General features: G+C 71.9%; 22 protein-coding genes and 1 pseudogene. 15 read left to right on the top strand and 8 right to left on the bottom strand.

Annotated elements, in window-relative coordinates; genetic code table 11:
- Nucleotides 1-44: 44 nt before the first annotated feature.
- From QF032_RS13715 to QF032_RS13665, 11 genes are all read left to right on the top strand, one after another.
- The gene (locus QF032_RS13715) at nucleotides 45-992 is read left to right on the top strand and encodes a 5-dehydro-4-deoxyglucarate dehydratase (protein WP_307042829.1); all 948 of its coding nucleotides are present in this window, start codon (nucleotides 45-47) and stop codon (nucleotides 990-992) included.
- The gene (locus QF032_RS13710) at nucleotides 989-2278 is read left to right on the top strand and encodes a glucarate dehydratase family protein (protein ID WP_306952363.1); all 1290 of its coding nucleotides are present in this window, start codon (nucleotides 989-991) and stop codon (nucleotides 2276-2278) included. The genes QF032_RS13715 and QF032_RS13710 overlap by 4 nt, the downstream gene beginning before the upstream one ends.
- A gap of 341 nt (nucleotides 2279-2619) precedes the next feature.
- Complete coding sequence (locus QF032_RS13705) at nucleotides 2620-3693, top strand: carbohydrate kinase family protein (protein WP_306956103.1); 1074 nt, start codon at nucleotides 2620-2622, stop codon at nucleotides 3691-3693.
- A gap of 123 nt (nucleotides 3694-3816) precedes the next feature.
- A complete protein-coding gene (locus QF032_RS13700) occupies nucleotides 3817-4875 on the top strand; it encodes a PhoH family protein (protein WP_306952364.1) in 1059 nt (352 codons plus the stop codon).
- 12 nt (nucleotides 4876-4887) lie between these two features.
- Nucleotides 4888-5385 carry an rRNA maturation RNase YbeY gene (gene ybeY, locus QF032_RS13695; RefSeq protein WP_057574725.1) on the top strand — a complete coding sequence of 166 codons (498 nt, stop codon included), beginning with the start codon at nucleotides 4888-4890 and terminating at the stop codon, nucleotides 5383-5385.
- Nucleotides 5382-6686 carry a hemolysin family protein gene (locus tag QF032_RS13690; protein ID WP_307056108.1) on the top strand — a complete coding sequence of 435 codons (1305 nt, stop codon included), beginning with the start codon at nucleotides 5382-5384 and terminating at the stop codon, nucleotides 6684-6686. The genes ybeY and QF032_RS13690 overlap by 4 nt, the downstream gene beginning before the upstream one ends.
- The gene (locus QF032_RS13685; RefSeq protein WP_307056107.1) at nucleotides 6683-7042 is read left to right on the top strand and encodes an MmcQ/YjbR family DNA-binding protein; all 360 of its coding nucleotides are present in this window, start codon (nucleotides 6683-6685) and stop codon (nucleotides 7040-7042) included. The genes QF032_RS13690 and QF032_RS13685 overlap by 4 nt, the downstream gene beginning before the upstream one ends.
- Before the next feature lie 115 nt (nucleotides 7043-7157).
- Complete coding sequence (locus QF032_RS13680) at nucleotides 7158-7511, top strand: cytidine deaminase (RefSeq protein WP_107444017.1); 354 nt, start codon at nucleotides 7158-7160, stop codon at nucleotides 7509-7511.
- Between the two features lie 265 nt (nucleotides 7512-7776).
- A complete protein-coding gene (locus tag QF032_RS13675; RefSeq protein ID WP_306952367.1) occupies nucleotides 7777-8253 on the top strand; it encodes a hypothetical protein in 477 nt (158 codons plus the stop codon).
- Between the two features lie 172 nt (nucleotides 8254-8425).
- The gene (locus QF032_RS13670) at nucleotides 8426-9751 is read left to right on the top strand and encodes a beta-xylosidase (protein ID WP_307056106.1); all 1326 of its coding nucleotides are present in this window, start codon (nucleotides 8426-8428) and stop codon (nucleotides 9749-9751) included.
- 102 nt (nucleotides 9752-9853) lie between these two features.
- Nucleotides 9854-10891, top strand: coding sequence for a WxL protein peptidoglycan domain-containing protein (locus QF032_RS13665; RefSeq protein WP_307056105.1), 1038 nt, complete (start codon nucleotides 9854-9856; stop codon nucleotides 10889-10891).
- Between the two features lie 44 nt (nucleotides 10892-10935).
- Here QF032_RS13665 and QF032_RS13660 read toward each other — a convergent pair whose 3' ends face one another.
- Both QF032_RS13660 and QF032_RS13655 read right to left on the bottom strand, forming a co-directional pair.
- Nucleotides 10936-11274 (bottom strand): P-II family nitrogen regulator, encoded by a 339-nt coding sequence (locus QF032_RS13660; protein ID WP_057574732.1) that lies wholly within the window; start codon nucleotides 11272-11274, stop codon nucleotides 10936-10938.
- Nucleotides 11271-12581 carry an ammonium transporter gene (locus QF032_RS13655; RefSeq protein ID WP_306952370.1) on the bottom strand — a complete coding sequence of 437 codons (1311 nt, stop codon included), beginning with the start codon at nucleotides 12579-12581 and terminating at the stop codon, nucleotides 11271-11273. The genes QF032_RS13660 and QF032_RS13655 overlap by 4 nt, the downstream gene beginning before the upstream one ends.
- Nucleotides 12582-12754: 173 nt before the next feature.
- Here QF032_RS13655 and era point away from each other — a divergent pair, with 173 nt between their 5' ends.
- Nucleotides 12755-13708 (top strand): GTPase Era, encoded by a 954-nt coding sequence (gene era / locus QF032_RS13650; RefSeq protein WP_306952371.1) that lies wholly within the window; start codon nucleotides 12755-12757, stop codon nucleotides 13706-13708.
- A 78-nt stretch (nucleotides 13709-13786) separates the two neighbouring features.
- Here era and QF032_RS13645 read toward each other — a convergent pair whose 3' ends face one another.
- Genes QF032_RS13645 through QF032_RS13630 form a run of 4 tightly spaced genes read right to left on the bottom strand, consistent with a single transcriptional unit; the run spans nucleotide 13787 to nucleotide 17782 of the window.
- Complete coding sequence (locus tag QF032_RS13645) at nucleotides 13787-15046, bottom strand: MFS transporter (RefSeq protein ID WP_307056104.1); 1260 nt, start codon at nucleotides 15044-15046, stop codon at nucleotides 13787-13789.
- On the bottom strand, nucleotides 15043-16365 hold the full coding sequence (locus QF032_RS13640; RefSeq protein WP_307056103.1) for a GH1 family beta-glucosidase: 1323 nt from the start codon (nucleotides 16363-16365) through the stop codon (nucleotides 15043-15045). The genes QF032_RS13645 and QF032_RS13640 overlap by 4 nt, the downstream gene beginning before the upstream one ends.
- Before the next feature lie 58 nt (nucleotides 16366-16423).
- Nucleotides 16424-16690: a protealysin inhibitor emfourin gene (locus QF032_RS13635; RefSeq protein WP_307042812.1), complete on the bottom strand. Its 267-nt coding sequence runs from the start codon at nucleotides 16688-16690 to the stop codon at nucleotides 16424-16426.
- Between the two features lie 21 nt (nucleotides 16691-16711).
- Complete coding sequence (locus tag QF032_RS13630) at nucleotides 16712-17782, bottom strand: M4 family metallopeptidase (RefSeq protein WP_306952375.1); 1071 nt, start codon at nucleotides 17780-17782, stop codon at nucleotides 16712-16714.
- A gap of 344 nt (nucleotides 17783-18126) precedes the next feature.
- Between QF032_RS13630 and leuA the strand changes: the two genes are divergently transcribed.
- The 3 genes and pseudogenes from leuA to QF032_RS13615 form a co-directional block, all read left to right on the top strand.
- The gene (leuA, locus tag QF032_RS13625) at nucleotides 18127-19848 is read left to right on the top strand and encodes a 2-isopropylmalate synthase (RefSeq protein WP_307056102.1); all 1722 of its coding nucleotides are present in this window, start codon (nucleotides 18127-18129) and stop codon (nucleotides 19846-19848) included.
- A gap of 184 nt (nucleotides 19849-20032) precedes the next feature.
- Entirely contained in the window at nucleotides 20033-20728 is a 696-nt protein-coding gene (locus QF032_RS13620) for a TerB family tellurite resistance protein (RefSeq protein WP_306952377.1), read from the top strand.
- Between the two features lie 65 nt (nucleotides 20729-20793).
- Nucleotides 20794-21195: pseudogene (locus QF032_RS13615) on the top strand (LuxR C-terminal-related transcriptional regulator); the annotation flags it as partial.
- 16 nt (nucleotides 21196-21211) lie between these two features.
- On the opposite strand, the gene QF032_RS13610 reads toward QF032_RS13615, so the two are convergent.
- Nucleotides 21212-22159, bottom strand: a complete 948-nt coding sequence (locus QF032_RS13610) for a hypothetical protein (protein ID WP_307056101.1) — start codon at nucleotides 22157-22159, stop codon at nucleotides 21212-21214.
- The gene (locus tag QF032_RS13605; protein WP_307042809.1) at nucleotides 22107-22709 is read right to left on the bottom strand and encodes a SigE family RNA polymerase sigma factor; all 603 of its coding nucleotides are present in this window, start codon (nucleotides 22707-22709) and stop codon (nucleotides 22107-22109) included. The genes QF032_RS13610 and QF032_RS13605 overlap by 53 nt, the downstream gene beginning before the upstream one ends.
- Between the last annotated feature and the right edge of the window lie 64 nt (nucleotides 22710-22773).

Raw genomic sequence — 22773 nt, 5'->3', positions numbered from 1 at the left:
ATCTGCATACATGGATGACGTCTACATAGGGAGATGGCAGGGAGATGGTGACGGTGAACCCCGGCCACGACACGGTCCGGCGACTGCGGGACGGCATGGCGCGGGGAGTGCTGTCGTTCCCGCTCACGAGCTTCCACGACGACGGTTCCCTCGACCCGGACGGTTTCCGTTCGCACGTCGCCGACCGGCTCGCCGCCGACCCCGGCGCGCTCTTCCCGGCCTGCGGCACCGGCGAGTTCTTCTCCCTCGACGAGGACGAGTACCGGCAGGTGGTGACGATCGCCGTCGAGGAGGCGGCCGGCCGGGTGCCCGTCGTCGCCGGCACCGGCTACGGCTGGGCCCAGGCCGTCCGCTTCGCGCGCATCGCCGAGGAGGCCGGCGCCGACGCCCTCCTCGTCCTCCCGCACTACCTCGTCGCCGCCCCGCAGGACGGCCTCGTCGCCCAGCTGGAGCAGATCGCCGCCCGCACCCCGCTGCCCCTCATCGCCTACCAGCGCGGCCAGGTCGCGTTCACCGTCGCCTCCCTGAGACGCCTCGCCGCCCTCCCGACCGTCGTCGGCCTCAAGGACGGCCACAGCGACCTCGACCGCCTCCAGCGGCTCACTCTCGCCGCCCCCGACGACTTCCTCTTCTTCAACGGCGCGGCCACCGCCGAGATCCAGGCCCGTGCCTACGCCGCCGTCGGCGTCCCCGCCTACTCCTCCGCCGTCCACGCCTTCGCCCCGGAGATCGCGAACGCCTTCTTCGCGGCCGTGCGCGACCGGGACGACAAGACGACGGACCGGCTGCTGCGCGACTTCTACGTCCCGCTCGTCGAACTGCGCGACCGGGTGCCCGGATACGCCGTGTCGCTGGTGAAGGCCGCCGCCCGGCTGCGCGGCAGCCGCGTCGGCCCGGTCCGCGCCCCGCTCACCGACCCCTCGCCCGCCGACCTCGACGCGCTCCGGGCCCTCCTGACCGCCGGCCTCGACCTCGTGGGAGCCGCTCTGTGAACCTCACGATCACCGACGTCCGCCTCACCCCGATCCTGGTCGCCGACCCGCCCCTGCTCAACACCCAGGGCGTGCACCAGCCGTACACCCCGCGGCTGATCGTCGAGGTCGTCACCGCCGACGGGACCACCGGCGTCGGCGAGACGTACGGCGACACCAAGTACCTGGAACTGGCCCGCCCGTACGCCGCGAAACTGATCGGCCGTCAAGCCGGCGATCTGAACGGCCTGTTCACGCTCGCCGACGAGGTGGACGTGGACGGCTCCCGGATCCTGGGGCAGGTCGACGTCGGCGGGCTGCGCGGCGTCCAGACCGCCGACAAGCTGCGCCTGTCCGTCGTCTCCGCCTTCGAGGTGGCCTGCCTCGACGCCCTCGGCAAGGCGCTCGGCCTGCCCGTGCACGCCCTGCTCGGCGGCAAGGTGCGCGACGCCGTGGAGTACAGCGCCTACCTCTTCTACAAATGGGCCGGCCACCCCGACGGCGTGCCCGCGGAGAAGGACGACTGGGGCGCCGCCGTCGACCCGGCGGGAGTCGTCGAGCAGGCCCGCCGCTTCACCGAGCGGTACGGCTTCACCTCCTTCAAGCTCAAGGGCGGCGTCTTCCCGCCGCAGGAGGAGATCGCCGCCGTCCGCGCCCTGGCCGAGGCCTTCCCCGGGCACCCGCTGCGCCTCGACCCCAACGGCGCCTGGTCCGTCGAGACCTCGCTGAAGGTGGCCGAGGAGATCGGCGGGCTCCTCGAGTACCTGGAGGACCCCGCGCTCGGCACCCCGGCGATGGCCGAGGTCGCCGCGCGGACCGGCGTGCCGCTCGCCACCAACATGTGCGTGACGACGTTCGCCGAGATCAAGGAGGCCTTCGCCCGGGACGCCGTCCAGGTCGTCCTCTCCGACCACCACTACTGGGGCGGACTGCGCAACACCCAGCAACTCGCCGCGATCTGCCGGACGTTCGGCGTCGGCGTCTCCATGCACTCCAACACCCATCTGGGCATCTCGCTGGCCGCCATGACCCACGTGGCGTCCACCGTCGCGAACCTCCACCACGCCTGCGACTCCCACTACCCCTGGCAGTCGGAGGACGTCCTCACCGAACGGCTGACCTTCGACGACGGCAAGGTCGCGGTCTCCGACGCGCCCGGCCTCGGCGTGGAACTCGACCGCGACCGGCTCGCGTTCCTCCACCGGCGCTGGCTCGACGACGACGGCGCCCTGCGCGACCGCGACGACGCGGCGGCGATGCGCGTGGCCGACCCGGGCTGGGTGACGCCCGCCGTGCCCCGCTGGTGACCGGCGCCCCCGCGCGGGAGACGGGGCGCGTCGCGGGAGCGGCTGCCGCGCGAGGCGGCCCCACGACGCGCCGGAGGAGCCGGCCGAGGGCGTCGCGTACCGGCGGGTAGGCGTTGCCGCCCCGGGCGTGACGGACCCCGGAGTGCCCGCACCGTGGTGCACACTGGCCAGATCGGCACCACGTCAGGGAGCGCACCGTGACCGCGTCCAACGCGTCCACCGGAGAGGGACGCCACCGCCACACCGGCCAGAACGGCCACACCGGCCGCGCCGGGCAGGACCGCCCCACCGGGCAGAACGGCCACCCGGGCCCGGGGCGGCGGGCCGCCCGGGTCGACCCGCTGGGGGAGCGGCGCGCCGCGGGTGACCCGCCGTGGGACGTCTACCTCACCGGGACGGTCTTCCTCGACATCATCTTCACCGGGCTCGACTCCGCCCCGGTGCGCGGGACCGAGTCCTGGGCGCGCGGCATGGGATCGAGCCCCGGCGGCGTCGCCAACATGGCCACCGCGCTCGCCCGCCTCGGCCTGCGCACCTCCCTCGCGGCGGCCTTCGGCGACGACCACTACGGCGAGTACTGCTGGGACGCCCTGGAACAGGGCGAGGGCATCGACCTGACCCCCTCCCGCTCGGTCCCCGGCTGGCACTCCCCGGTCACCGTCTCCATGGCCTACGAGGGCGAACGCACCATGGTCTCGCACGGACACGAGCCGCCGCCCGAGGAGCCGGCGCCCGAGTGCCCGCCGCACGCCCGCGCCGCCGTCGCCTCCCTCACCCCCGGGGTCCGCGCCCCCTGGATCGAACAGGCCGCCCGCCGCGGCACCCGCGTCTTCGCCGACGTCGGATGGGACGACACCGGCGCCTGGGACCTGGCCGGCCTCGCCGACCTGGAGCACTGCGAGGCGTTCCTGCCCAACGCGCAGGAGGCCATGCGCTACACCCGCGCCGACTGCCCCCGCGCCGCCGCGCACGCCCTCACCGCACACGTCCCGCTCGCGGTCGTCACCCTCGGTGCGGAGGGCGCGTACGCGGTGGACGGTGCCACGGGCGAGAGCGCCGAGGTCCCCGCCATCGCCGTCGAGGCCCTCGACCCCACCGGCGCCGGGGACGTCTTCGTGGCCGGGTTCGTGACCGGCACCCTGGCGGGGTGGCCGCTGGCCGACCGGCTGGCCTTCGCGGGCCTCACGGCGGCCCTCTCGGTGCAGGAGTTCGGCGGCTCGCTCTCCGCCCCCGGCTGGTCCGAGATCGCGGCCTGGTGGCGCAGGGTCCAGTCGGTCGAGGGCCAGGACCCCGAGGCGCTGCGGCGGTACGCGTTCCTGGACGGTCTGCTCCCGGCACTGCTCGCGGCGGAGGAGGCCGCCCCGTGGCCGCTGCGCAGGGCGGTGCCGACGATCGGTTTCGGCCGTTCGGCATAGTCGCCGGCGCAAGACAAAACCCCTGGGGCGTTGTCACCCCCCTGACGTACCCTTGAATCGCCAGGCCGCCCTTGTGGCAGGCGAGACGCATCCGGGAGGACGTAGAGGCCTTCGGGCCGGCCTATGACTCAGACACCGACAGCTCACACGCCCGCGCAGGGCAAGGCGAGAGCACAGTTCACCGTTCCCGCCCAGCACCCCATGGTGACCGTGCTGGGATCCGGAGACTCCCTCCTGCGCGTGATCGAGACGGCTTTCCCGGCGGCCGACATCCACGTCCGGGGCAACGAGATCAGCGCGGTCGGCGAACCACGGGAAGTCGCCCTTGTCCAGCGCCTGTTCGACGAGATGATGCTGGTGCTCCGCACCGGGCAGCCGATGACGGAGGACGCAGTGGAACGCTCGATCGCCATGCTGCGGGCGAGTGAGAACGGGACGAACGACGGCCAGGAGACCCCGGCCGAGGTTCTGACGCAGAACATCCTGTCCTCGCGCGGCCGCACCATCAGACCCAAGACCCTCAACCAGAAGCGGTACGTCGACGCGATCGACAAGCACACGGTCGTCTTCGGCATCGGCCCCGCGGGCACCGGCAAGACCTACCTGGCCATGGCCAAGGCGGTCCAGGCCCTACAGTCCAAGCAGGTCAACCGCATCATCCTGACCCGCCCCGCGGTCGAGGCCGGCGAACGCCTCGGCTTCCTCCCGGGCACCCTCTACGAGAAGATCGACCCCTACCTGCGCCCGCTCTACGACGCGCTGCACGACATGCTGGACCCGGACTCGATCCCGAAGCTGATGGCCTCGGGCACGATCGAGGTGGCCCCGCTGGCATACATGAGGGGAAGAACCCTGAACGACGCCTTCATCATCCTGGACGAGGCGCAGAACACCTCGCCCGAGCAGATGAAGATGTTCCTGACCCGGCTCGGGTTCGACTCGAAGATCGTGATCACGGGCGACGTGACGCAGGTCGACCTGCCGAACGGCACCAAGTCGGGCCTGCGGCAGGTCCAGGAGATCCTCGAGGGCGTCGACGACGTGCACTTCTCCCGCCTGTCGTCCCAGGACGTCGTCCGGCACAAGCTGGTCGGCCGTATCGTCGACGCGTACGAGAAGTACGACAGCCACAACGGTACGGAGAACGGCACCCACCAGGGCGGCCGTAACAAGCGGAAGTAGACGAGCAGCGCCATGTCGATCGACGTCAACAACGAGTCCGGAACCGAGGTCGACGAGCAGGCGGTCCTCGACATCGCCCGCTACGCGCTCGCGCGGATGCGCATCCACCCGCTCTCCGAGCTCTCGGTGATCGTCGTGGACGCCGACGCCATGGAGCAGCTGCACATCCAGTGGATGGACCTGCCGGGGCCGACCGACGTCATGTCCTTCCCGATGGACGAGCTGCGTCCGCCGTCGAAGGACGACGACGAACCCCCGCAGGGCCTCCTCGGCGACATCGTGCTGTGTCCCGAGGTCGCCGAGCGCCAGGGCAAGGAAGCGCCCACCGAGCACTCCATGGACGAGGAGCTGCAGCTGCTCACGGTCCATGGAGTGCTGCACCTGCTGGGCTACGACCACGAGGAGCCGGACGAGAAGGCCGAGATGTTCGGCCTCCAGGCGGCCATCGTGGACGGCTGGCGGGCCGAGAAGGGCCTGACCGGGCCGTCGCCGGCGCCGACCGTCTCATGAGCCCCACCCTCATCGCCGGCGCGATCGCCCTGGTCGTCGTCGCGTGGCTCGCCGCCTGCGCGGAGGCGGGCCTCGCGCGCGTCTCCAGCTTCCGCGCCGAGGAGGCCGTGCGCTCCGGCCGGCGCGGCAGCGCCAAGCTCGCGCAGATCGCCGCCGACCCCACCCGCTACCTCAACGTGGCGCTGCTGGTCCGGGTGGCGTGCGAGATGGCGGCCGCCGCGCTGGTCACCTACGAGTGCCTCCAGGAGATCGACGGCACGGCCCCGGCGCTGCTCGCCGCGATCGGCGTGATGGTGCTGGTGTCCTACGTGGCCGTCGGCGTCTCCCCGCGCACCATCGGCCGTCAGCACCCGCTGAACACGGCGACGGCGGCCGCGTACGTGCTGCTGCCGCTGGCCAGGATCATGGGCCCGATCCCGTCGCTGCTGATCCTCATCGGCAACGCGCTCACCCCCGGCAAGGGCTTCCGCCGCGGTCCGTTCGCCTCCGAGGCGGAGCTGCGGGCGCTGGTCGACCTGGCGGAGAAGGAGTCGCTGATCGAGGACGAGGAGCGCCGCATGGTGCACTCGGTCTTCGAGCTCGGCGACACCCTGGTGCGGGAGGTCATGGTGCCGCGGACCGACCTCGTCGTCATCGAGCGCTACAAGACCATCCGGCAGGCCCTCACCCTCGCCCTGCGCTCCGGGTTCTCCCGGATACCGGTCACCGGGGAGAGCGAGGACGACATCGTCGGCATCGTGTATCTGAAGGACCTGGTCCGCAAGACGCACATCAGCCGGGACGCCGAGGGCGAGCTGGTGTCGACGGCGATGCGGCCGGCGGCCTTCGTCCCCGACACCAAGAACGCGGGCGACCTGCTGCGGGAGATGCAGCAGGACCGCAACCACGTGGCCGTCGTCATCGACGAGTACGGCGGCACGGCGGGCATCGTGACCATCGAGGACATCCTCGAGGAGATCGTCGGCGAGATCACCGACGAGTACGACCGCGAGCTCCCGCCGGTGCAGGAGCTCGGCGACGACCGTCACCGGGTCACCGCCCGCCTCGACATCACCGACCTGGGCGAGCTGTACGGCCTGGAGGAGTACGACGACGAGGACGTGGAGACCGTCGGCGGCCTGCTGGCGAAGGCCCTCGGCCGGGTGCCCATCGCCGGCGCCTCCTCCGAGGTCGAGCTGCCCGACGGGCGGAAGCTGCGGCTGACGGCGGAGGCCGCGGCCGGCCGCCGGAACAAGATCGTGACGGTGCTGGTGGAGCCGGTGGAGCCCGCCGTGCCGTCGGAGGAGAGCGAGGCCGGGTGACCCCCGAGGAGCTGCGCGCCCTCTGTCTGTCCTTCGAGGCGGCGCAGGAGGACTTCCCGTTCCGGCCGGAGATCTCCGTCTTCAAGGTGCTGGGGAAGATGTTCGCGCTGAGCTGGACGGCCGGCCGGCCGCTGAAGGTCAACCTCAAGTGCGACCCCGAGGACGCGGTGCGGCTGCGCGGCGAGCATCCGGGCCTGATCACGCCCGGGTACCACATGAACAAACGGCACTGGAACACGGTGACGGTCGACGGCGATCTCCCCGTCGCCCTGGTCCGGGAGCTCGTCGAGGACTCGTACGACCTGGTGGTCGCCGGTCTGCCGCGCGCCGAACGGCTGCGCCTCGACCGTTCCTGAGGCCGCTCCGGCATGCCCGGGACCGTCCGCGCGCGGCCGCGCGGACGACGGCGTACCCCCGTGTCTCGCCGGGGGCCGCCGCCGTCGGCACGCCGGTCCTTCGTATGCTCAAGGCATGACCGACAGCACCGCGCTCGACCCCGAGGACCGCAAGATCGTCACCCTGGCCCGATCCGCGCGGGCCCGCAACGGTGTGCCCGAGGGGGCCGCCGTCCGTGACGACACCGGACGCACGTATGTCGCGGGGACGGTGGACCTGCCGTCGCTGCGGCTGAGCGCGCTGCGGACGGCGGTGGCGATGGCCGTGGCGTCCGGCGCGCGGTCGCTGGAGGCGGCGGCGGTGGTGACGTCGTCGGAGGAGGCCGCCGGGGACGACCTCGCCGCCGTACGGGATCTCGGCGGACCGGGGACGCCGGTGCTGCTGGCTTCGCCGGACGGAACGGTCCGGCGCACCGTCTCCGCCGGCTGACGTCCCGGAGGGCCGCCCCGCGGCCGGGGTGATCCCGGTGTGTCCCGGGGTTCCCCGGCACCGCACCCGTCCCGTGCCGGACGCCGACGGCGCCGGATTCAACTCGGCCGGATTTCGGCCTTGCCGTGCCCCGTCCCTCCCGAGTCAATGAGACCGTAAGTTCCGACGGACCGTCAGATTCACCCCCACCGGCACCGGTGTCCGCACCCACCGTCCCGTTTTCGGCCGTCCGTCTCCCCACATCCGGGAAGGAGCCGGAAACCCCATGAGAGGCAAGCGAATCGGATCAGGTGCGGCCATGCTGGCCGGGACCCTCGCGGTCACCGGACTGGCGTTCGCGCCCTCAGCCGCCGCCGTCACCCCGGCGACGGCCACGTTCACCGCGAGCTGCGGTCTCTTCGGCGGTGGGGCGGCCACCCTCACGGCCACCCAGAGCGGCAGCTCCGCCACCCTCACCCTCACCTCCAGCGCGATCACCGCGCCCATCCCGATCAGCGCCAACAGCATCAACTCCACGCTCACGATGGCGAACTCGACCGGAGCCGCGAGGGTCTTCTCCGGCGCGGTGAACCCCGCCATGGCGACCGGCGCACCGATCACGGTCGGACCGCTCAACGGGACCGTGGCCTCGGGAGACAGTCTCGACATCAACGGCGGCTCGCTGAAGATGGTCATCTTCGGGATCACCGTCACCTGCAAGGCGACCGGCCCGCAGGCGCCGGGGCCGTTCCTGTACGACTGATAGCGGTCGGAAACTGTACGTGCGGGCCGTCAGTTCTCCTGCTGCAGCAGGAAGCTGACGGTCCATCAGTTCATTGGCCCGTCTCCATTGACTTCTTGCGCGATCCGCACCTCAATGCCCCCTGTCGGCGCAGAAGAGCCGCTGCGCCCGCACCCTGGAGGAGGGGGCACCAATGGGTTCGACACCCCGCAGTTCCCGAAGACGGCACTGGGCGTCACTGCTCGGGGCCACCGCGCTCGCGGTCACCGCGGGCGGGGCGCTGGCGTGTCCGGCCGGCGCCGCGACCGACGTCAGCTTCCCGACGCACTGTGTTCCGCCGCCCATCGCCGGCATCCCGCCGATCGACGGCACCACCACCGCGAGGCTCGCGGTGAACGACACCACGCCCGAGGTCGGTGACACCGTCACCGTGACGTACACGGTCGTCTCGCCCGCCGCGAGCAACCCCACCGACCTGGCCCTGCCGGCCGACATCATGACGCCGACGGGCAAGGTCACCCTCGGCGGCGCGCAGACCGGCAGCATCACCCTGACCGGCCCGAAGAAGAACGACCCGGTGCCCGGCAAGGGCGTCTTCCCGTCGTTCTCGATGACCGGCACCTTCACCGTCACCAGTCCCGGCGCGATCACCCTCTCGCCCGGCGACTACAACATCCACACCAGCTACATCCTCGAGCTGGACACCCCCTGCACGGTGACCAACCCGCCGGCCCCGGTGTCGGAGACGGTCACCGCGGCGGACAACCCGCCAGCCAACACCCGTGCCATCCAGCTGGGTTCGGCCTCCGGCAGCCCGGGGGCGAGCGTCGCGGTCACCGGCAGCGGATTCACGCCGGGCGTGTCGGTCACCCTGGCCGGCCGGTCCGGATCCAGCCAGACGGCGGACACCGCGACCGTGACCGCGAACGGGCAGGGGAACATCTCCGGCTCGCTCGTCGTCAGCGACCTCACCACGAACGGCGTGGTGGCGTACGAGGGGAGCGCCTGGAGCGCCGACCTCGGCGCCGGACCGGTCGCGTACGTCGTCATCGACGACCAGCCCGTGCCGGACGGCAGCCAGAAGGTGACCACCACGGTCCGCGCGGGCACGCTGTCGATGTCCCAGGCCGGGGACGCCGTCCAGCTGTCCGGGGTCGAGTTCGGCCAGGGCGGCGCCTCCACCGGAGCCCTGCAGACGGTCACCGTCAAGGACTTCCGCGGCGGACCCGCCGGGTGGTCCCTGACCGGCAAGGTCACCGACTTCAGCGGCTCCGGAGCCAAGATCGACGCCGGCAAGCTGAGCTGGACGCCCGCGTGCGGCACCAAGGCGGGCAGCCCGAGCACCTGTCAGGCCGGTTCGCCGGGCACGGTCGGCGCCTCGGGGGCGACCCTGGCATCCACGCCCGACGGCACGGCCACCGGCGGCGAGTTCACCGCCAACGCGCAACTGTCCCTCGACGTACCGTCGTTCACGCCTCCGGGCACCTACGCCGGCGTCCTGACCCTCACGCTCAGCTGAGTTCACGCACCCTGTCCACCGGTGGCCGGGGCGCCCGCCCCACAGGTCCGCACCCGCCCGTCCACCCAGCCGTCGCAGCCCGTACGTGGGGGGTCCGCACCCATGCGCAAGCCGTACGTCCTCCTCCTGCCGTTCCTGCTGGGCCTGCTGTTCGCCGCGCCCACGCCCGCACGGGCCGCCGACAACGGCAGCTGGTCCGTGTACCCCGTCGCCTCGGCCGTCGCCGCGCGGCCCTATTTCTACGTCTCCGCCGATCCCGGCCAGACGATCGAGGACAAGGTCGTCGTCGCCAACAAGACCGACGCGCCCCTCACCTTCCGGCTGTACGCGGCCGACGCCTACAACACCGCACGCGACGGCGGGTTCGCCGTCAGGTCGCCGGGCGAGCGGATGCGGGGCGTGGGCGCGTGGGCCGAGCTGCCGCGGGACCGGATCACCGTGCCCGGCCGCAGTTCCGTCACCGTGCCGTTCACCGTCCGGGTGCCCGAGGGCGCCGAGCCGGGCGATCATCCGGGGGCCGTCGTCGCCCTCGACGAACGCGTCGAGCGGGGCGACGGCTCGGTCGCGCTCGGCGTGCAGCGGGCGGTCGCCGCCCGCGTCTACCTCCAGGTCGGCGGACCCACCCTGCCCGCGCTCGCCGTGGAGGACGTGGAGATCAGCCACCACCAGCCGCTGGTCCCGGGCTTCGGCGACAGCACCGCGACGATCTCCTACACCCTGCACAACACCGGCAACGTGACCCTCGATCCGAAGGTGCGGCTGACGGCGCGGGGCCTGTTCGGCCGCACGCTCCTCGACCGCCGTCTGACGAAGGTCCCCTCCCAGCTGCTGCCCGGCCAGCGCGTCCGCCTCACCGAACACTGGACCGACGCCCCCCACCTCGACCGGACGGACGTGAAGCTGACGGCGACGGCCACGAGGACGCAGGAGTCGGCGACCGCGTCGTTCGTGGCGGCGCCGTGGCTGGTCCTCGCGGTCGTGGCAGCCGGCGTCGCCGCCGGGGTGTGGCTCCTGATCCGACGGCGCCGGCGAAGGCACCCCGACGGGGGGCGGCGCGCCGGCGTCATACGGCTCCGCCGTGGGGCGCGACCGGCCCCCGCTCACCCGCGGACGGGAATCGGCCAGACCGCCGGACGCTAGGGCGTGACCGGAACGGTCACCGGCACGCGACGCCCGGCACCGAACTACAGCGCGTCCGGGCCGCGCTCGCCCGTGCGGACCCGGACGACCGTCTCCACCGGGAGCGCCCACACCTTGCCGTCGCCGATCTTGCCGGTGTGCGCGGCGCGCACGATCGCGTCGATGACGGCCTCGGACTCCGCGTCCTCGACGACGACCTCGATGCGGACCTTGGGCACGAGGTCGACCTGGTACTCGGCGCCCCGGTACACCTCGGTGTGGCCGCGCTGACGGCCGTAACCGCTGGCCTCGGTCACGGTCAGACCGTGCACGCCGAGCTCCTGCAGGGCCGTCTTGACCTCGTCGAGGCGGTAGGGCTTGACGATCGCGGTGATGAGCTTCATGCCTGTGGCTTGACCTTCTGGGCGGAGGGGACGGAGTGCGCGGAGACCGGGGCGCCGTGGCCCAGGACGCCGTGATCGTATGCCGTCTCGGCGTGCACCGTAAGGTCCAGGCCGGTGTGCTCGTGGTCCTCGTCCGCGCGCAGGCCGATCGTGCGGTCGAGCAGCTTGCCGATGCCGTAGGTCACGGTGAAGGCGTAGGCGGCGACCGCGATCACCGCGACCAGCTGCCTGCCGAGCTGCCCGAACCCGCCGCCGTACAGCAGGCCCTCGGGGCCGCCGGTCATGGTGTCCACGGCGAAGACGCCGATCAGGAGCGTGCCGATGACGCCGCCGACCAGGTGGACGCCCACGACGTCGAGGGAGTCGTCGTAGTTCAGCCTGAACTTCCAGCTCACGGCGTAGGAGCAGACGACGCCGGCGGCGAGGCCCACGACCAGGGCGCCGAGGAGGGAGACGGAGCCGCAGGACGGCGTGATCGCCACCAGTCCGGCGACCGCGCCGGAGGCCGCGCCCAGCGTCGTCGGGTGGCCGTCGCGCCGCTGCTCGACGAAGAGCCAGCCCAGCAGGCCCGTGCAGCCGGCCGCGAGCGTGTTGAGGAAGGCCGCCGCCGCCAGCCCGTTCGCGCCCAGCGCGGAACCGGCGTTGAAGCCGAACCAGCCGAACCACAGCAGGCCCGCGCCCAGCATCACCATGGGCAGGTTGTGCGGACGCATCGCGTCCTTCTTGAAGCCCAGCCGCGGGCCCAGGACCAGGCACAACGCCAGACCGGAGGCCCCGGACGTGATCTCGACGGGGAGGCCGCCCGCGAAGTCCAGCGCACCGAGCCGGTCGAAGATCCAGCCGCCCGGGCCCCAGACCCAGTGCGCGACGGGAACGTATACGAGCAGTGCCCAGACCGGCACGAAGACCAGCCAGGCCGCGAACTTCGCCCGGTCCGCGATCGCGCCGCTGATCAGCGCGGCGGTGATGATCGCGAAGGTGAGCTGGAAGGTGGCGAACAGCAGGGTCGGGACCGTGCCCTGGACGCTGTCCGGGCCGAGGCCGGCCATCCCGGCGTGCTCGAGCCCGCCGATCAGGCCGCCGCCGGCGTCCTTCCCGAAGGCGAGGGAGTAGCCGGCCGCCAGCCACACCACCGTGACCAGGGCGATCGACACGAAGCTCATCATCAGCATGTTGAGGACGCTCTTCGTGCGGACCATGCCGCCGTAGAAGAGGGCCAGTCCCGGGGTCATCAGCAGGACGAGGGCGGTGGCGGCGAGCAACCAGGCGGTGTCGCCGGTGTTCGCGTGGGCGGCGGCCAGAGTCACGATGTCTCCAACGATGCGGGGGCTCGTCAGAGGGTCACCGCATTGCGTTTCCTCCAGTGCACACACGTGTTTCCGTGACGTTTCGTTGCGTGGAGGTTTCCGGGAGCTCACCACCCGGAGCCCGACCGCTCGTGTGTACGGCGGTGCTTTGCGGATCAGGGAGAATGGGGGCCATGAGCGTTCGCAACCAGTCATCCGAGCAGCCGGCCGAGTCCGTACACCGTGCCGGCTTCGCCTGCTTCGTGGGCCGCCCCAACGCCGGCAAGTCCACCCTCACGAACGCTCTGGTCGGGAAGAAGGTGGCGATCACCTCGAACCGTCCGCAGACCACGCGGCACACCGTGCGGGGCATCGTGCACCGCCCCGAGGCCCAGCTGATCCTGGTGGACACTCCGGGGCTGCACAAGCCGCGCACCCTGCTCGGCGAGCGGCTGAACGACGTCGTGCGCGCCACCTGGGCCGAGGTCGACGTCATCGGCTTCTGCCTGCCGGCCAACGAGAAGCTGGGCCCCGGCGACCGGTTCATCGCCAAGGAGCTGGCCGGCATCAAGCGCACCCCGAAGGTCGCGGTCGTCACCAAGACCGACCTGGTGGACTCCAAGACGCTGGCCGAACAGCTCATCGCGATCGACCAGCTCGGCAAGGAGCTGGGGTTCGAGTGGGCGGAGATCGTGCCGGTCTCGGCCGTCGGCGACCAGCAGGTCGAGCTGCTGGCCGACCTGCTCGTGCCGATGCTCCCCGAGAGCCCGCCGCTCTACCCCGAGGGCGACCTGACCGACGAGCCCGAGCAGGTGATGGTCGCCGAGCTGATCCGCGAGGCCGCGCTGGAGGGCGTCCGCGACGAGCTGCCGCACTCCATCGCGGTCGTCGTCGAGGAGATGCTCCCGCGGGAGGACCGCCCGGCCGAGAAGCCGCTGCTCGACATCCACGCCAACATCTACATCGAGCGCCCCAGCCAGAAGGGCATCATCATCGGCCCCAAGGGCAAGCGCCTGAAGGACGTCGGCATCAAGTCCCGCAAGCAGATCGAGGCGCTGCTGGGCACTCCGGTCTTCCTGGACCTGCACGTGAAGGTGGCCAAGGACTGGCAGCGCGACCCCAAGCAGCTGCGCAAACTGGGCTTCTGAGGGCGCGAGCGGGCGGCTCGGCCGTCGTCGTCACGCGGTGGCGGCGGCAAGCCACCGGCGGGCCGGTCGGCCGGTGGCTCAGTCCACCCCCCGGATCCGTCCCACCAGGACCGCTCCCGCCAGGCAGATCACGGCGGACACCAGGTACAGCACCCGGTAGCCGCCCAGGTACGTCACGATCGGGGCGGCCAGGGCGGGCGCGGCGACCTGGGGCAGGGCGTTGGCCACGTTGATGATGCCCAGGTCCTTGCCCCGGTCCCCGGCCTGCGGCAGCACGTCCGTCATCAGCGCGAAGTCGACCGAGGTGAAGACGCCGAAGCCGACGCCCAGCACCGCCGACGCCACGATCGCCCCCGGCCAGGTCTGCCAGGCCGCCAGCATCGCCGTGGCCACCGCCATCAGCACGCCGGACCAGATGACGAACGGCTTGCGCCGGCCGATCCGGTCCGACCAGACGCCGCCGACGACGACCGTGGCGAGCAGCGTCAGCCCGTTCACCGCCGTCAGGATCAGCACGCCGCCCTCGGGGTCGGCGTGGTGCAGGCGGTCGCGCAGGTAGTACAGGAGGTAGAGCAGCACCAGCGCGTTGCTCAGGTTCATCAGGAAGCGGGTCAGCCACGCCCACCCGAGGTCCGGGTACCGGCGCGGACTCAGCCAGAAGCCGGCCGCGAAGCCCCGCCAGGACCAGGCCGGCCGGTCCTCCTCCGCCAGCCGCAGGTCCTCGTAGCGCAGCACGTACGGCAGCACGCCCAGCGCCGTGAAGACCGCGCACGCCACATAGCCCGCCCCGATGCCCCCGGCGGCCGTCGCGAGCCCCGTGCCGCCGACCACGCCGAGGATCTGCGCGACCCCCAGCCAGCCGCCCACCGAGCCACGCTGGAACCGGGGGACCCGGTCGGGGACGGCCGCCGTCACCGCTGCGAAGGCCGCGTTCAGCGTCAGCTGCACCAGGCACCAGCCCAGCGCCATCGTCCACACCCCGCGCGCGCCCGCGAGCAGCAGCAGTGACAGGACGCCGCCCGCCGTCCCGGCCACGATCCACGGGGTGCGGCGCCCCCGGCGGGACGTCGTACGGTCCGACAGCGCGCCGAAGAGCGGGTTCGCCGCCAGCGAGACGACCGCGCCGACGCCCGTCACCCACGCCAGCATCGCCTCCTTCGACATGCCGGAGCCGGGCGCGAAGTCCTCGGCCTGGGAGGCCAGCAGGATCTGCAGGGGGCCGTACCAGCCCACCCAGATCGCCCCGTTGGCGAGGGACAGGGCCGAGGTCCAGCCGCGGCCCACCCGTTCGACGGGCTCGGCCAGCGCGGTCGTCGCGGCCCTGTCCGCCGTCGTCATCCCTGCGCCTGGAGGACGTCCCGCAGCCAGGCGTAGGAGGCCTTCGGGGTGCGGACCTGCGTCGCGAAGTCCACGTGGACGAGGCCGAAGCGCCGCGCGTAGCCCTCCGCCCACTCGAAGTTGTCCAGCAGCGACCAGACGAAGTAGCCGCGCACGTCCACGCCCTCCTCCAGGGCCCGGTGCAGGGCGCGGAGGTGGCCGTCCAGGTAGGCGATCCGGGCCTGGTCGTCGAGGCCCTCGTAGGAGCAGCCGTTCTCGGTGATGACGACCGGCGGGAGGCGGTCGCCGTAGCGGTCCTTGAAGGTCGTCAGGAGCTCGGTCAGACCTTCGGGGACCACCGGCCAGCCGAAGTCGGTCACCGGGACGCCCTCGATCTCCTGGACGGAGAAGGGGAGTTCGGCCGGCATGGTGATCCCGCCGAACTCGATTTCGGTGCCCTGCGGGGCGCCCACCCGGGTCGGGGCGTAGTAGTTGACGCCGTACCAGTCGAGCGGCTCGCCGATGATCTTCAGGTCGGCCGCGACGTCGCCCGGCATCAGCTCGCCGAGGCCCTCCGGGTACGCGCCGAGCAGCAGCGGCTCGGCGAACAGGCGGTTGAGCAGGACGTCGTAGAACGCCGCCGCCTCCAGGTCGGCGGGCTCCTGCGAGGCCGGCCAGGTCGGGCCGTGCGAGTTGGCGATGCCGATGTCCGCGGCGCCGGCCGCGCGCAGCGCCTGCACGGCGAGACCGTGACCGAGCAGCTGGTGGTGGGCGGCCGGCAGCGCGTCGAAGAGGAGCTGCTTGCCGGGGGCGTGGGTGCCGAGCGCGTGCCCCAGCAGGGTGTGCTCGGCGGGCTCGTTGAGGGTGATCCACTTCGTGACGCGGTCCCCGAGCCGGTCCACCACCACCGACGCGTACTCCGCGAACCGGGACGCCGTGTCCCGCTCCATCCAGTCCAGGTCCGCCGGCAGGTCCCAGTGGAAGAGGGTGGGGACCGGGCGGACGCCCGCCGCCAGCAGCTCGTCCACGAGACGGTCGTAGAAGTCGAGACCGCCGGGGGCGTTGACCCGCGGCCAGGAGACGGAGAAGCGGTAGGCGTTGACGCCGAGGCCCGCCAGGAGGGCCACGTCCTCGCCGTGGCGGCGGACGTGGTCGCACGCCACGGCGGCCGTGGAGCCGTCCTTCACCCGTCCCGGCTCGGCCGTGAAGACGTCCCACACGGACGGTTCGCGCTCCGCCACCGCGCCTTCGATCTGGTGTGCGGACGTGGACACGCCCCACAGGAAGTCCGCCGGGAACCGGGGGATCGGATGCGCCGCCGCGCGCTGATCGTTCGCCATGGTCGGGATCATCCTTACCGATGGGTAAGGAAGTCAACGCCCTTACGGGAACTGCCGATCAGGCGCCTTCCTTGAGCACTCTCGTGATCAGCTCGCGCTGCTGCGACGTCAGTCGCGGGTCGGCCGCGTGGACGGTCCTGCCGTCCACCGTGATCTCGTAGCGGAAGCCGTCCGGCACACCCTGCGGGGGCGTGCCCCGGCCGGCGGCGACCGCCTCCTCGGCCAGGGCGTGCCACTCGCCTGCGTCGGACCGCCCCGCCGTGTCCACCTCGGCCTGCCGCTCGATGCCCGCGAACCCGCCCGTGCGCCTCACCTGAATACGCATGGGTCCCTGTGTAGTACGGAACTACAGGATCCGCACCCCGACCTGCTCCCACGCCTTCTGCACGGCCTGGAACTCGTCGCCGCCGTCGCCGAACCGCTCGCGCGCCGCCTTCACCGTCAGCGCGGCGAAGTCGGTGAAGAAGGCCCGGTCCCCGAGCTCGCCGCCGGTCAGGACGTCGTACCAGATCTGGCCCGCCTTCTCCCAGGCGTACCCGCCGAGAGCGGCGGCGGCCAGGTAGAACGCGTGGTTGGGGATGCCCGAGTTGATGTGCACGCCGCCGTTGTCGCGGCCGGTGCGGACGTATTCGTCCATGGTCGCGGGCTGCGGGTCCTTGCCGAGGACGTCGTCGTCGTACGCGGTGCCCGGGGCCTTCATCGAGCGCAGCGCGGTGCCGGTGACGTCCGGGGCGAGCAGGCCCGCGCCGATCAGCCAGTCGGCCTCGGCGGCGGTCTGGCCGAGCGAGTACTGCTTGATGAGCGAGCCGAAGACGTCGGACATCGACTCGTTGAGGGCGCCGGGCTGCCCGTAGTAGGTCAGGTTCGCCGTGTACTGGGTGACGCCGTGGGTGAGCTCGTGCCCGATGACGTCGATGGAGTTGGTGAAGTCGAGGAAGATCTCGCCGTCGCCGTCGCCGAACACCATCTGCTCGCCGTTCCAGAAGGCGTTGTTGTAGCCCTCGTCGTAGTGGACGCTGGCGTCCAGCGGCAGGCCGTCGTCGTCGATGGAGTGCCGCCGGTAGGCCTTCAGATAGAGGTCGAAGGTGGCGCCGAGCCCGGAGTACGCGCGGTTGACGGTCGCGTCCCTGCCGGGGTCCTGGCCCTCGGAGCGGACCTTCGCGCCGGGCAGGTCGGTGCCGTGCCCGCAGTCGTAGATCGTGCGCAGCGGCTGGTCGGAGGGCGCCTTCACGGCCGGGGCGGCGGCCAGGCGGAACTCGGTGGTCACCTGGCGCAGGGCGCGCAGTTCGCTGTCGCGCAGGAGGGTGCGCCGGGCGGGACCGGAGAGCGCGGGGTCGTCGTTGCGCGCCAGCCGGTGGAGGAGGTGCGGCGGTACGACGGTGCAGAAGACGGGCTCGAAGCCCCCGTGAGTCGTCATGACCGGCACCTTCGCACTGTGTGACCCACCTGTCACTACGGGCAACCATGATCGGTGAAAAACGGTGACAAACGCGGCAGATTCATGGCTTCAAGTGGTATGGCGCATGTTTCGTCCCTTTTCTCTTCAGTTGCTCCCGGTGGTCCCGCATACTGATACGCACCACCGCGACAGATGCGGCTCGGCTAGGCTGCGGAGCACTATGCGTTTCGGGCTGCTTCTCCTTAGCTGCCGCGGCGAGGGCCTGTAGTCGAGGCCGACCCCCTCCCCGCGGAGCTTGGTGTTGCGTGTCGGCCGTCCTTCCGTCCGGACATTCTCCGGTCACCCCGAGGAGCCAACGCCCCATGGCGAACCGCCAGCAGCCCAGCCAGATGCCGATCCACAAGTACGGGCAGTACGACCAGGTCGACATCCCCGACCGCACCTGGCCGGACAACCGGATCACCGCCGCCCCCCGCTGGCTCTCCACCGACCTGCGCGACGGCAACCAGGCCCTGATCGACCCCATGTCGCCCGAGCGCAAGCGCCGGATGTTCGACCAGCTGGTCAAGATGGGCTACAAGGAGATCGAGGTCGGCTTCCCGGCCTCCGGACAGACCGACTTCGACTTCGTGCGCTCGATCATCGAGGAAGAGGGCGCGATCCCGGACGACGTCACGATCTCCGTACTGACCCAGGCCCGTGAGGACCTGATCGAGCGGACCGTGGAGTCCCTGAAGGGCGCCCGCCGCGCCACCGTCCACCTGTACAACGCCACCGCGCCCGTCTTCCGCCGGGTCGTCTTCCGCGGCTCCAAGGACGACATCAAGCAGATCGCCGTCGACGGCACCCGCCTGGTCATGGAGTACGCGGAGAAGCTGCTGGGCCCGGAGACCGAGTTCGGATACCAGTACAGCCCCGAGATCTTCACCGACACCGAGCTGGACTTCGCCCTGCAGGTCTGCGAGGCGGTGATGGACGTCTACCAGCCCGGACCGGGCCGCGAGATCATCCTGAACCTGCCGGCCACCGTCGAGCGCTCCACGCCCTCCACCCACGCCGACCGCTTCGAGTGGATGAGCCGCAACATCTCCCGCCGTGAGCACGTCGTCATCTCCGTCCACCCGCACAACGACCGCGGCACCGCCGTCGCCGCCGCCGAGCTGGCGCTGATGGCCGGCGCCGACCGCGTCGAGGGCTGTCTGTTCGGGCAGGGCGAGCGCACCGGCAACGTCGACCTGGTCACCCTGGGCATGAACCTCTTCTCCCAGGGCGTCGACCCGCAGATCGACTTCTCCGACATCGACGAGATCCGTCGCACGTGGGAGTACTGCAACCAGATGGAGGTCCACCCGCGCCACCCGTACGTGGGCGACCTGGTCTACACGTCCTTCTCCGGCTCCCACCAGGACGCCATCAAGAAGGGCTTCGACGCCTTGGAGGCCGACGCGGCCGCCAAGGGCGTCACCGTCGACGACATCGAGTGGGCCGTCCCGTACCTGCCGATCGACCCGAAGGACGTCGGCCGCTCCTACGAGGCGGTCATCCGCGTCAACTCGCAGTCCGGCAAGGGCGGTATCGCGTACGTCCTGAAGAACGACCACAAGCTGGACCTGCCCCGCCGCATGCAGATCGAGTTCTCCAAGCTCATCCAGGCCAAGACGGACGCCGAGGGCGGCGAGGTCACCGGCAGCGCCATCTGGTCCGTCTTCCAGGACGAGTACCTGCCGAACCCCGAGAACCCCTGGGGCCGCATCCAGGTCCGCACCGGGCAGTCGACCACCGACACCGACGGCGTGGACACCCTGACCGTCGAGGCCACCGTCGACGGCGAGGACACCGTCCTGACCGGTACCGGCAACGGTCCGATCTCGGCCTTCTTCGACGCCCTGCAGTCCGTCGGCGTCGACGTACGCCTGCTGGACTACCAGGAGCACACGATGAGCGAGGGCGCCTCCGCGCAGGCCGCCTCCTACATCGAGTGCGCGATCGGCGACAAGGTCCTGTGGGGCATCGGCATCGACGCGAACACGACGCGTGCCTCGCTGAAGGCGGTCGTCTCGGCCGTCAACCGCGCGAGCCGCTGACCATCCTCATCGGTGGTCCGAGGCCCCGGTCGCCGTACTCGGCGGCCGGGGCCCCGTCGTATATCGGCCATCCGACCGTGAAGGTCACGGAGAGGTCTCGTCCCGGGTGCTGACTACACCTCAATGATGTGGCTAACATCACGGGGGCATGCGGCGATGTTGCCGCGGCTGATGGAGGTGCGACGTGCTGCCAGAACGGGGACGAGACGGCCGTGTCACCAGGCGTGCCCGCATCCTGGGCACCCGCACCGCGTGGACACCCGTCGGCGATGGCGAGTTCTTCTGCCCGGGCTGCGGCGGAGACCGCAACTACCAGCGGCTGACCGGCCAGCGCCGCTTCACCGTGCTCGGCGTGCCCGTCCTGCCGCGCGGCGAGACCGGCCCCGTCGTCGAGTGCGCGGCCTGCCACCGGCACTTCGGCGCCGACGCCCTCGACCACCCCACCACCGTCCGCTTCTCGGCGATGCTCCGCGACGCCGTCCACACCGTCGCCCTCGCGGTGCTGTCCGCGGGCGGCGGCTGCGCCCGCACCGCCCTCGAGACGGCGGCCGGAGCGGTGCGCGCGGCCGGCTTCGCCGACTGCACGGAGGAACAGCTCGCCGCCCTCGTCGACGCGCTGGCCGCCGACACCGGCCGCAGCTACGGCGAGTCCTACGGACCCGGGCTGGCCATAGAGCTCCACGAGGCCCTCGACCCGCTCGCACCCCACCTCGCACCGGTCGGCCGCGAATCGATCCTGCTGCAGGGCGCCCGCATCGCCCTCGCGGACGGCCCCTACACCCCGGCCGAACGCGAGGTCCTCGCGACGGTGGGCGCGGCGCTGACGATCTGCGCGGACGACGTGACCCGCCTCCTGGCCGCGGCTCGCACACCGTCCTGACCCACCCGCCCACACCGTCCTGACGCGCCCGGGGTACTCCCCGGGGAGCAATCCCCGCGCCCGGCACCGACGTGAACATCGTCGAGGCGTTTCGCGCGGGCGCCTCCGGCTTCCTGGTGAAGGACACCCGGCCCGCCGAACTCCTGGATGCCATCCGCACGGTCGCCGCCGGCGAGGCGCTGCTGTCGCCCGGGCTCGACCGCCCGGCTGATCGCCCGGTTCCTGCGCGGCCCCTCCGGCCCACCCGCCGTCGGCGGACCGGAGGGACTCTCCGAGCGGGAACGCGAGGTGCTGGCCCTCGTCGCCCGCGGGCTGACCAACACCGAGATCGGCGAGACGCTGAGCCTCAGCCCGCTCACCGCCAAGACCCACCCCAGCCGCATCATGGGCGAGCTGGGCGCCCGGGACCGGGCTCAACCGGTCATCGTGCCTACGAGTCGGGACTGGTGACCCCGGGCAGGACGTGACCGCGGCCGCAGGCCGCTACGGCAGCGTGCGTTGGTATGTGCGGTCCGTGTCGGAATCGTAGACGAGCTTGCCCGCGCCGTCGTAACCCTCCACGTGCGGGGCCAGGGTGACCTGCTGGTCCAGCATCCCCGCGGCCACGAACCAGCCGTGGTCGAGGACGGCGGCGACCGGGCCGGCGTCGCCGTAGGAGACGGTCACCTTGGCCACCGACGGCTCGACGGTGCCGATGGCCGCCCAGCGGAACGGCAGCTTCCAGCGCCCCTTGTCGATGAACGACTGCTGGTACAGGGCACCGCCGTTGACATCGGGCACGACCACGCCCGCGTCCGCCGAGTTCGCGTCGCTCGAACTGACGCTGATGCCGGAGCCCACGCCGTCCTCGATGTCGCACACCACCCGGAAGCCGGCCGGCTGCTCCTTCACGCCGACGACGTGGAAGCCGTCACCGGGGGCGTTGGAGTCGCCCGTGCTCTTCGCGGCCAGGATGATCCGGTAGTCCTCGGCCTTGCCCAGACGGGCCTTCGTCCCGCCCTCCGCCTTCAGGCAGGCCGCCAGCCCGTCCGCCGCCTGCGCGAAGGTGATCCCGTCCAGCAGCTGACCGGCCGTGGCCGGCCGCGCGGGCCCGGAGACGTCGCGGCCCGCCGTCGTGCCCGGCGTCGTGCCCGGCGTCGTGCCCGGGGTCGCCGTCGTGCCGCCCCGGACGCTCGCCGACGCCTGCGGCGCCGCCGTGGAGCTCCGCCCCCCGCTCCCGCCGGCCACGGCGTACGCCCCCACCGGCACGGCGGCCAGCGTCGCCAGCACCGCTCCGGTCAGCGCCACGCGCCGCCGCCGTTCGGCCAGTCCCCGCTGCCGGATCGCCGGGTACGGCGCCGGGGACGGGCTGATGGTGTACGCGTCCTCCGCGAGCAGCTCACGCATCCGCGCCTCGAACCCGAAGTCCTCGTGCCCGCCTGTCTCGTTCACCGCTGTCTCCCCGCTCTCCTTGCTCTGCCTGCCCCCGACCGCCCGTCGGCGTGCGGCCCGCGGACAGTCCCGGATACGTGCGCAACTTCGCCAGGCCCTTCGACGCCTGGCTCTTGACCGTGCCGGTCGAGCAGCCGAGCACCTCGGCCACCTCCGCCTCGGAGAGGTCCTCCCAGTACCGGAGCACCACCACCGCTCGTTGCCTGGGCGGCAGTTGGGCGAGTCCGGCGAGCAGCGAGCCACGCTCCTCCACCTGCCCCGCGCCCTCGTCGAGCCCTGCCCGGTCCGGCGGAGCCGCGGTCAGCGCCTCGGTGACCCGCCGCTTGCGGAACCGGTCGCTGTTGCACGTGACCAGCATCCGCCGCACGTACGCCTCCGGGCTGTCGCTGCGCGATATCCGCCGCCACGACCGGTACGCCTTGGCCAGCGCGGTCTGCGTCAGATCCTCCGCGTGGTGGACGTCGCCCGTGAGCAGATACGCGGTTCGCACGAGCCGGGACCACCGCGCTCTGACGAACTCGTGGAACCGGTCCTCTTGTTCGGCCTGCATCAAGCACCCTCCTCGCCCCCCAGACCACCGGCGGACCCGAATCGGTTGCCCGGTCCCGGCCAAC

The sequence above is a fragment of the Streptomyces achromogenes genome (assembly GCF_030816715.1).
GTDB lineage: Bacteria > Actinomycetota > Actinomycetes > Streptomycetales > Streptomycetaceae > Streptomyces > Streptomyces achromogenes_A.
This window is presented reverse-complemented; position numbering and strand designations above follow the sequence as displayed.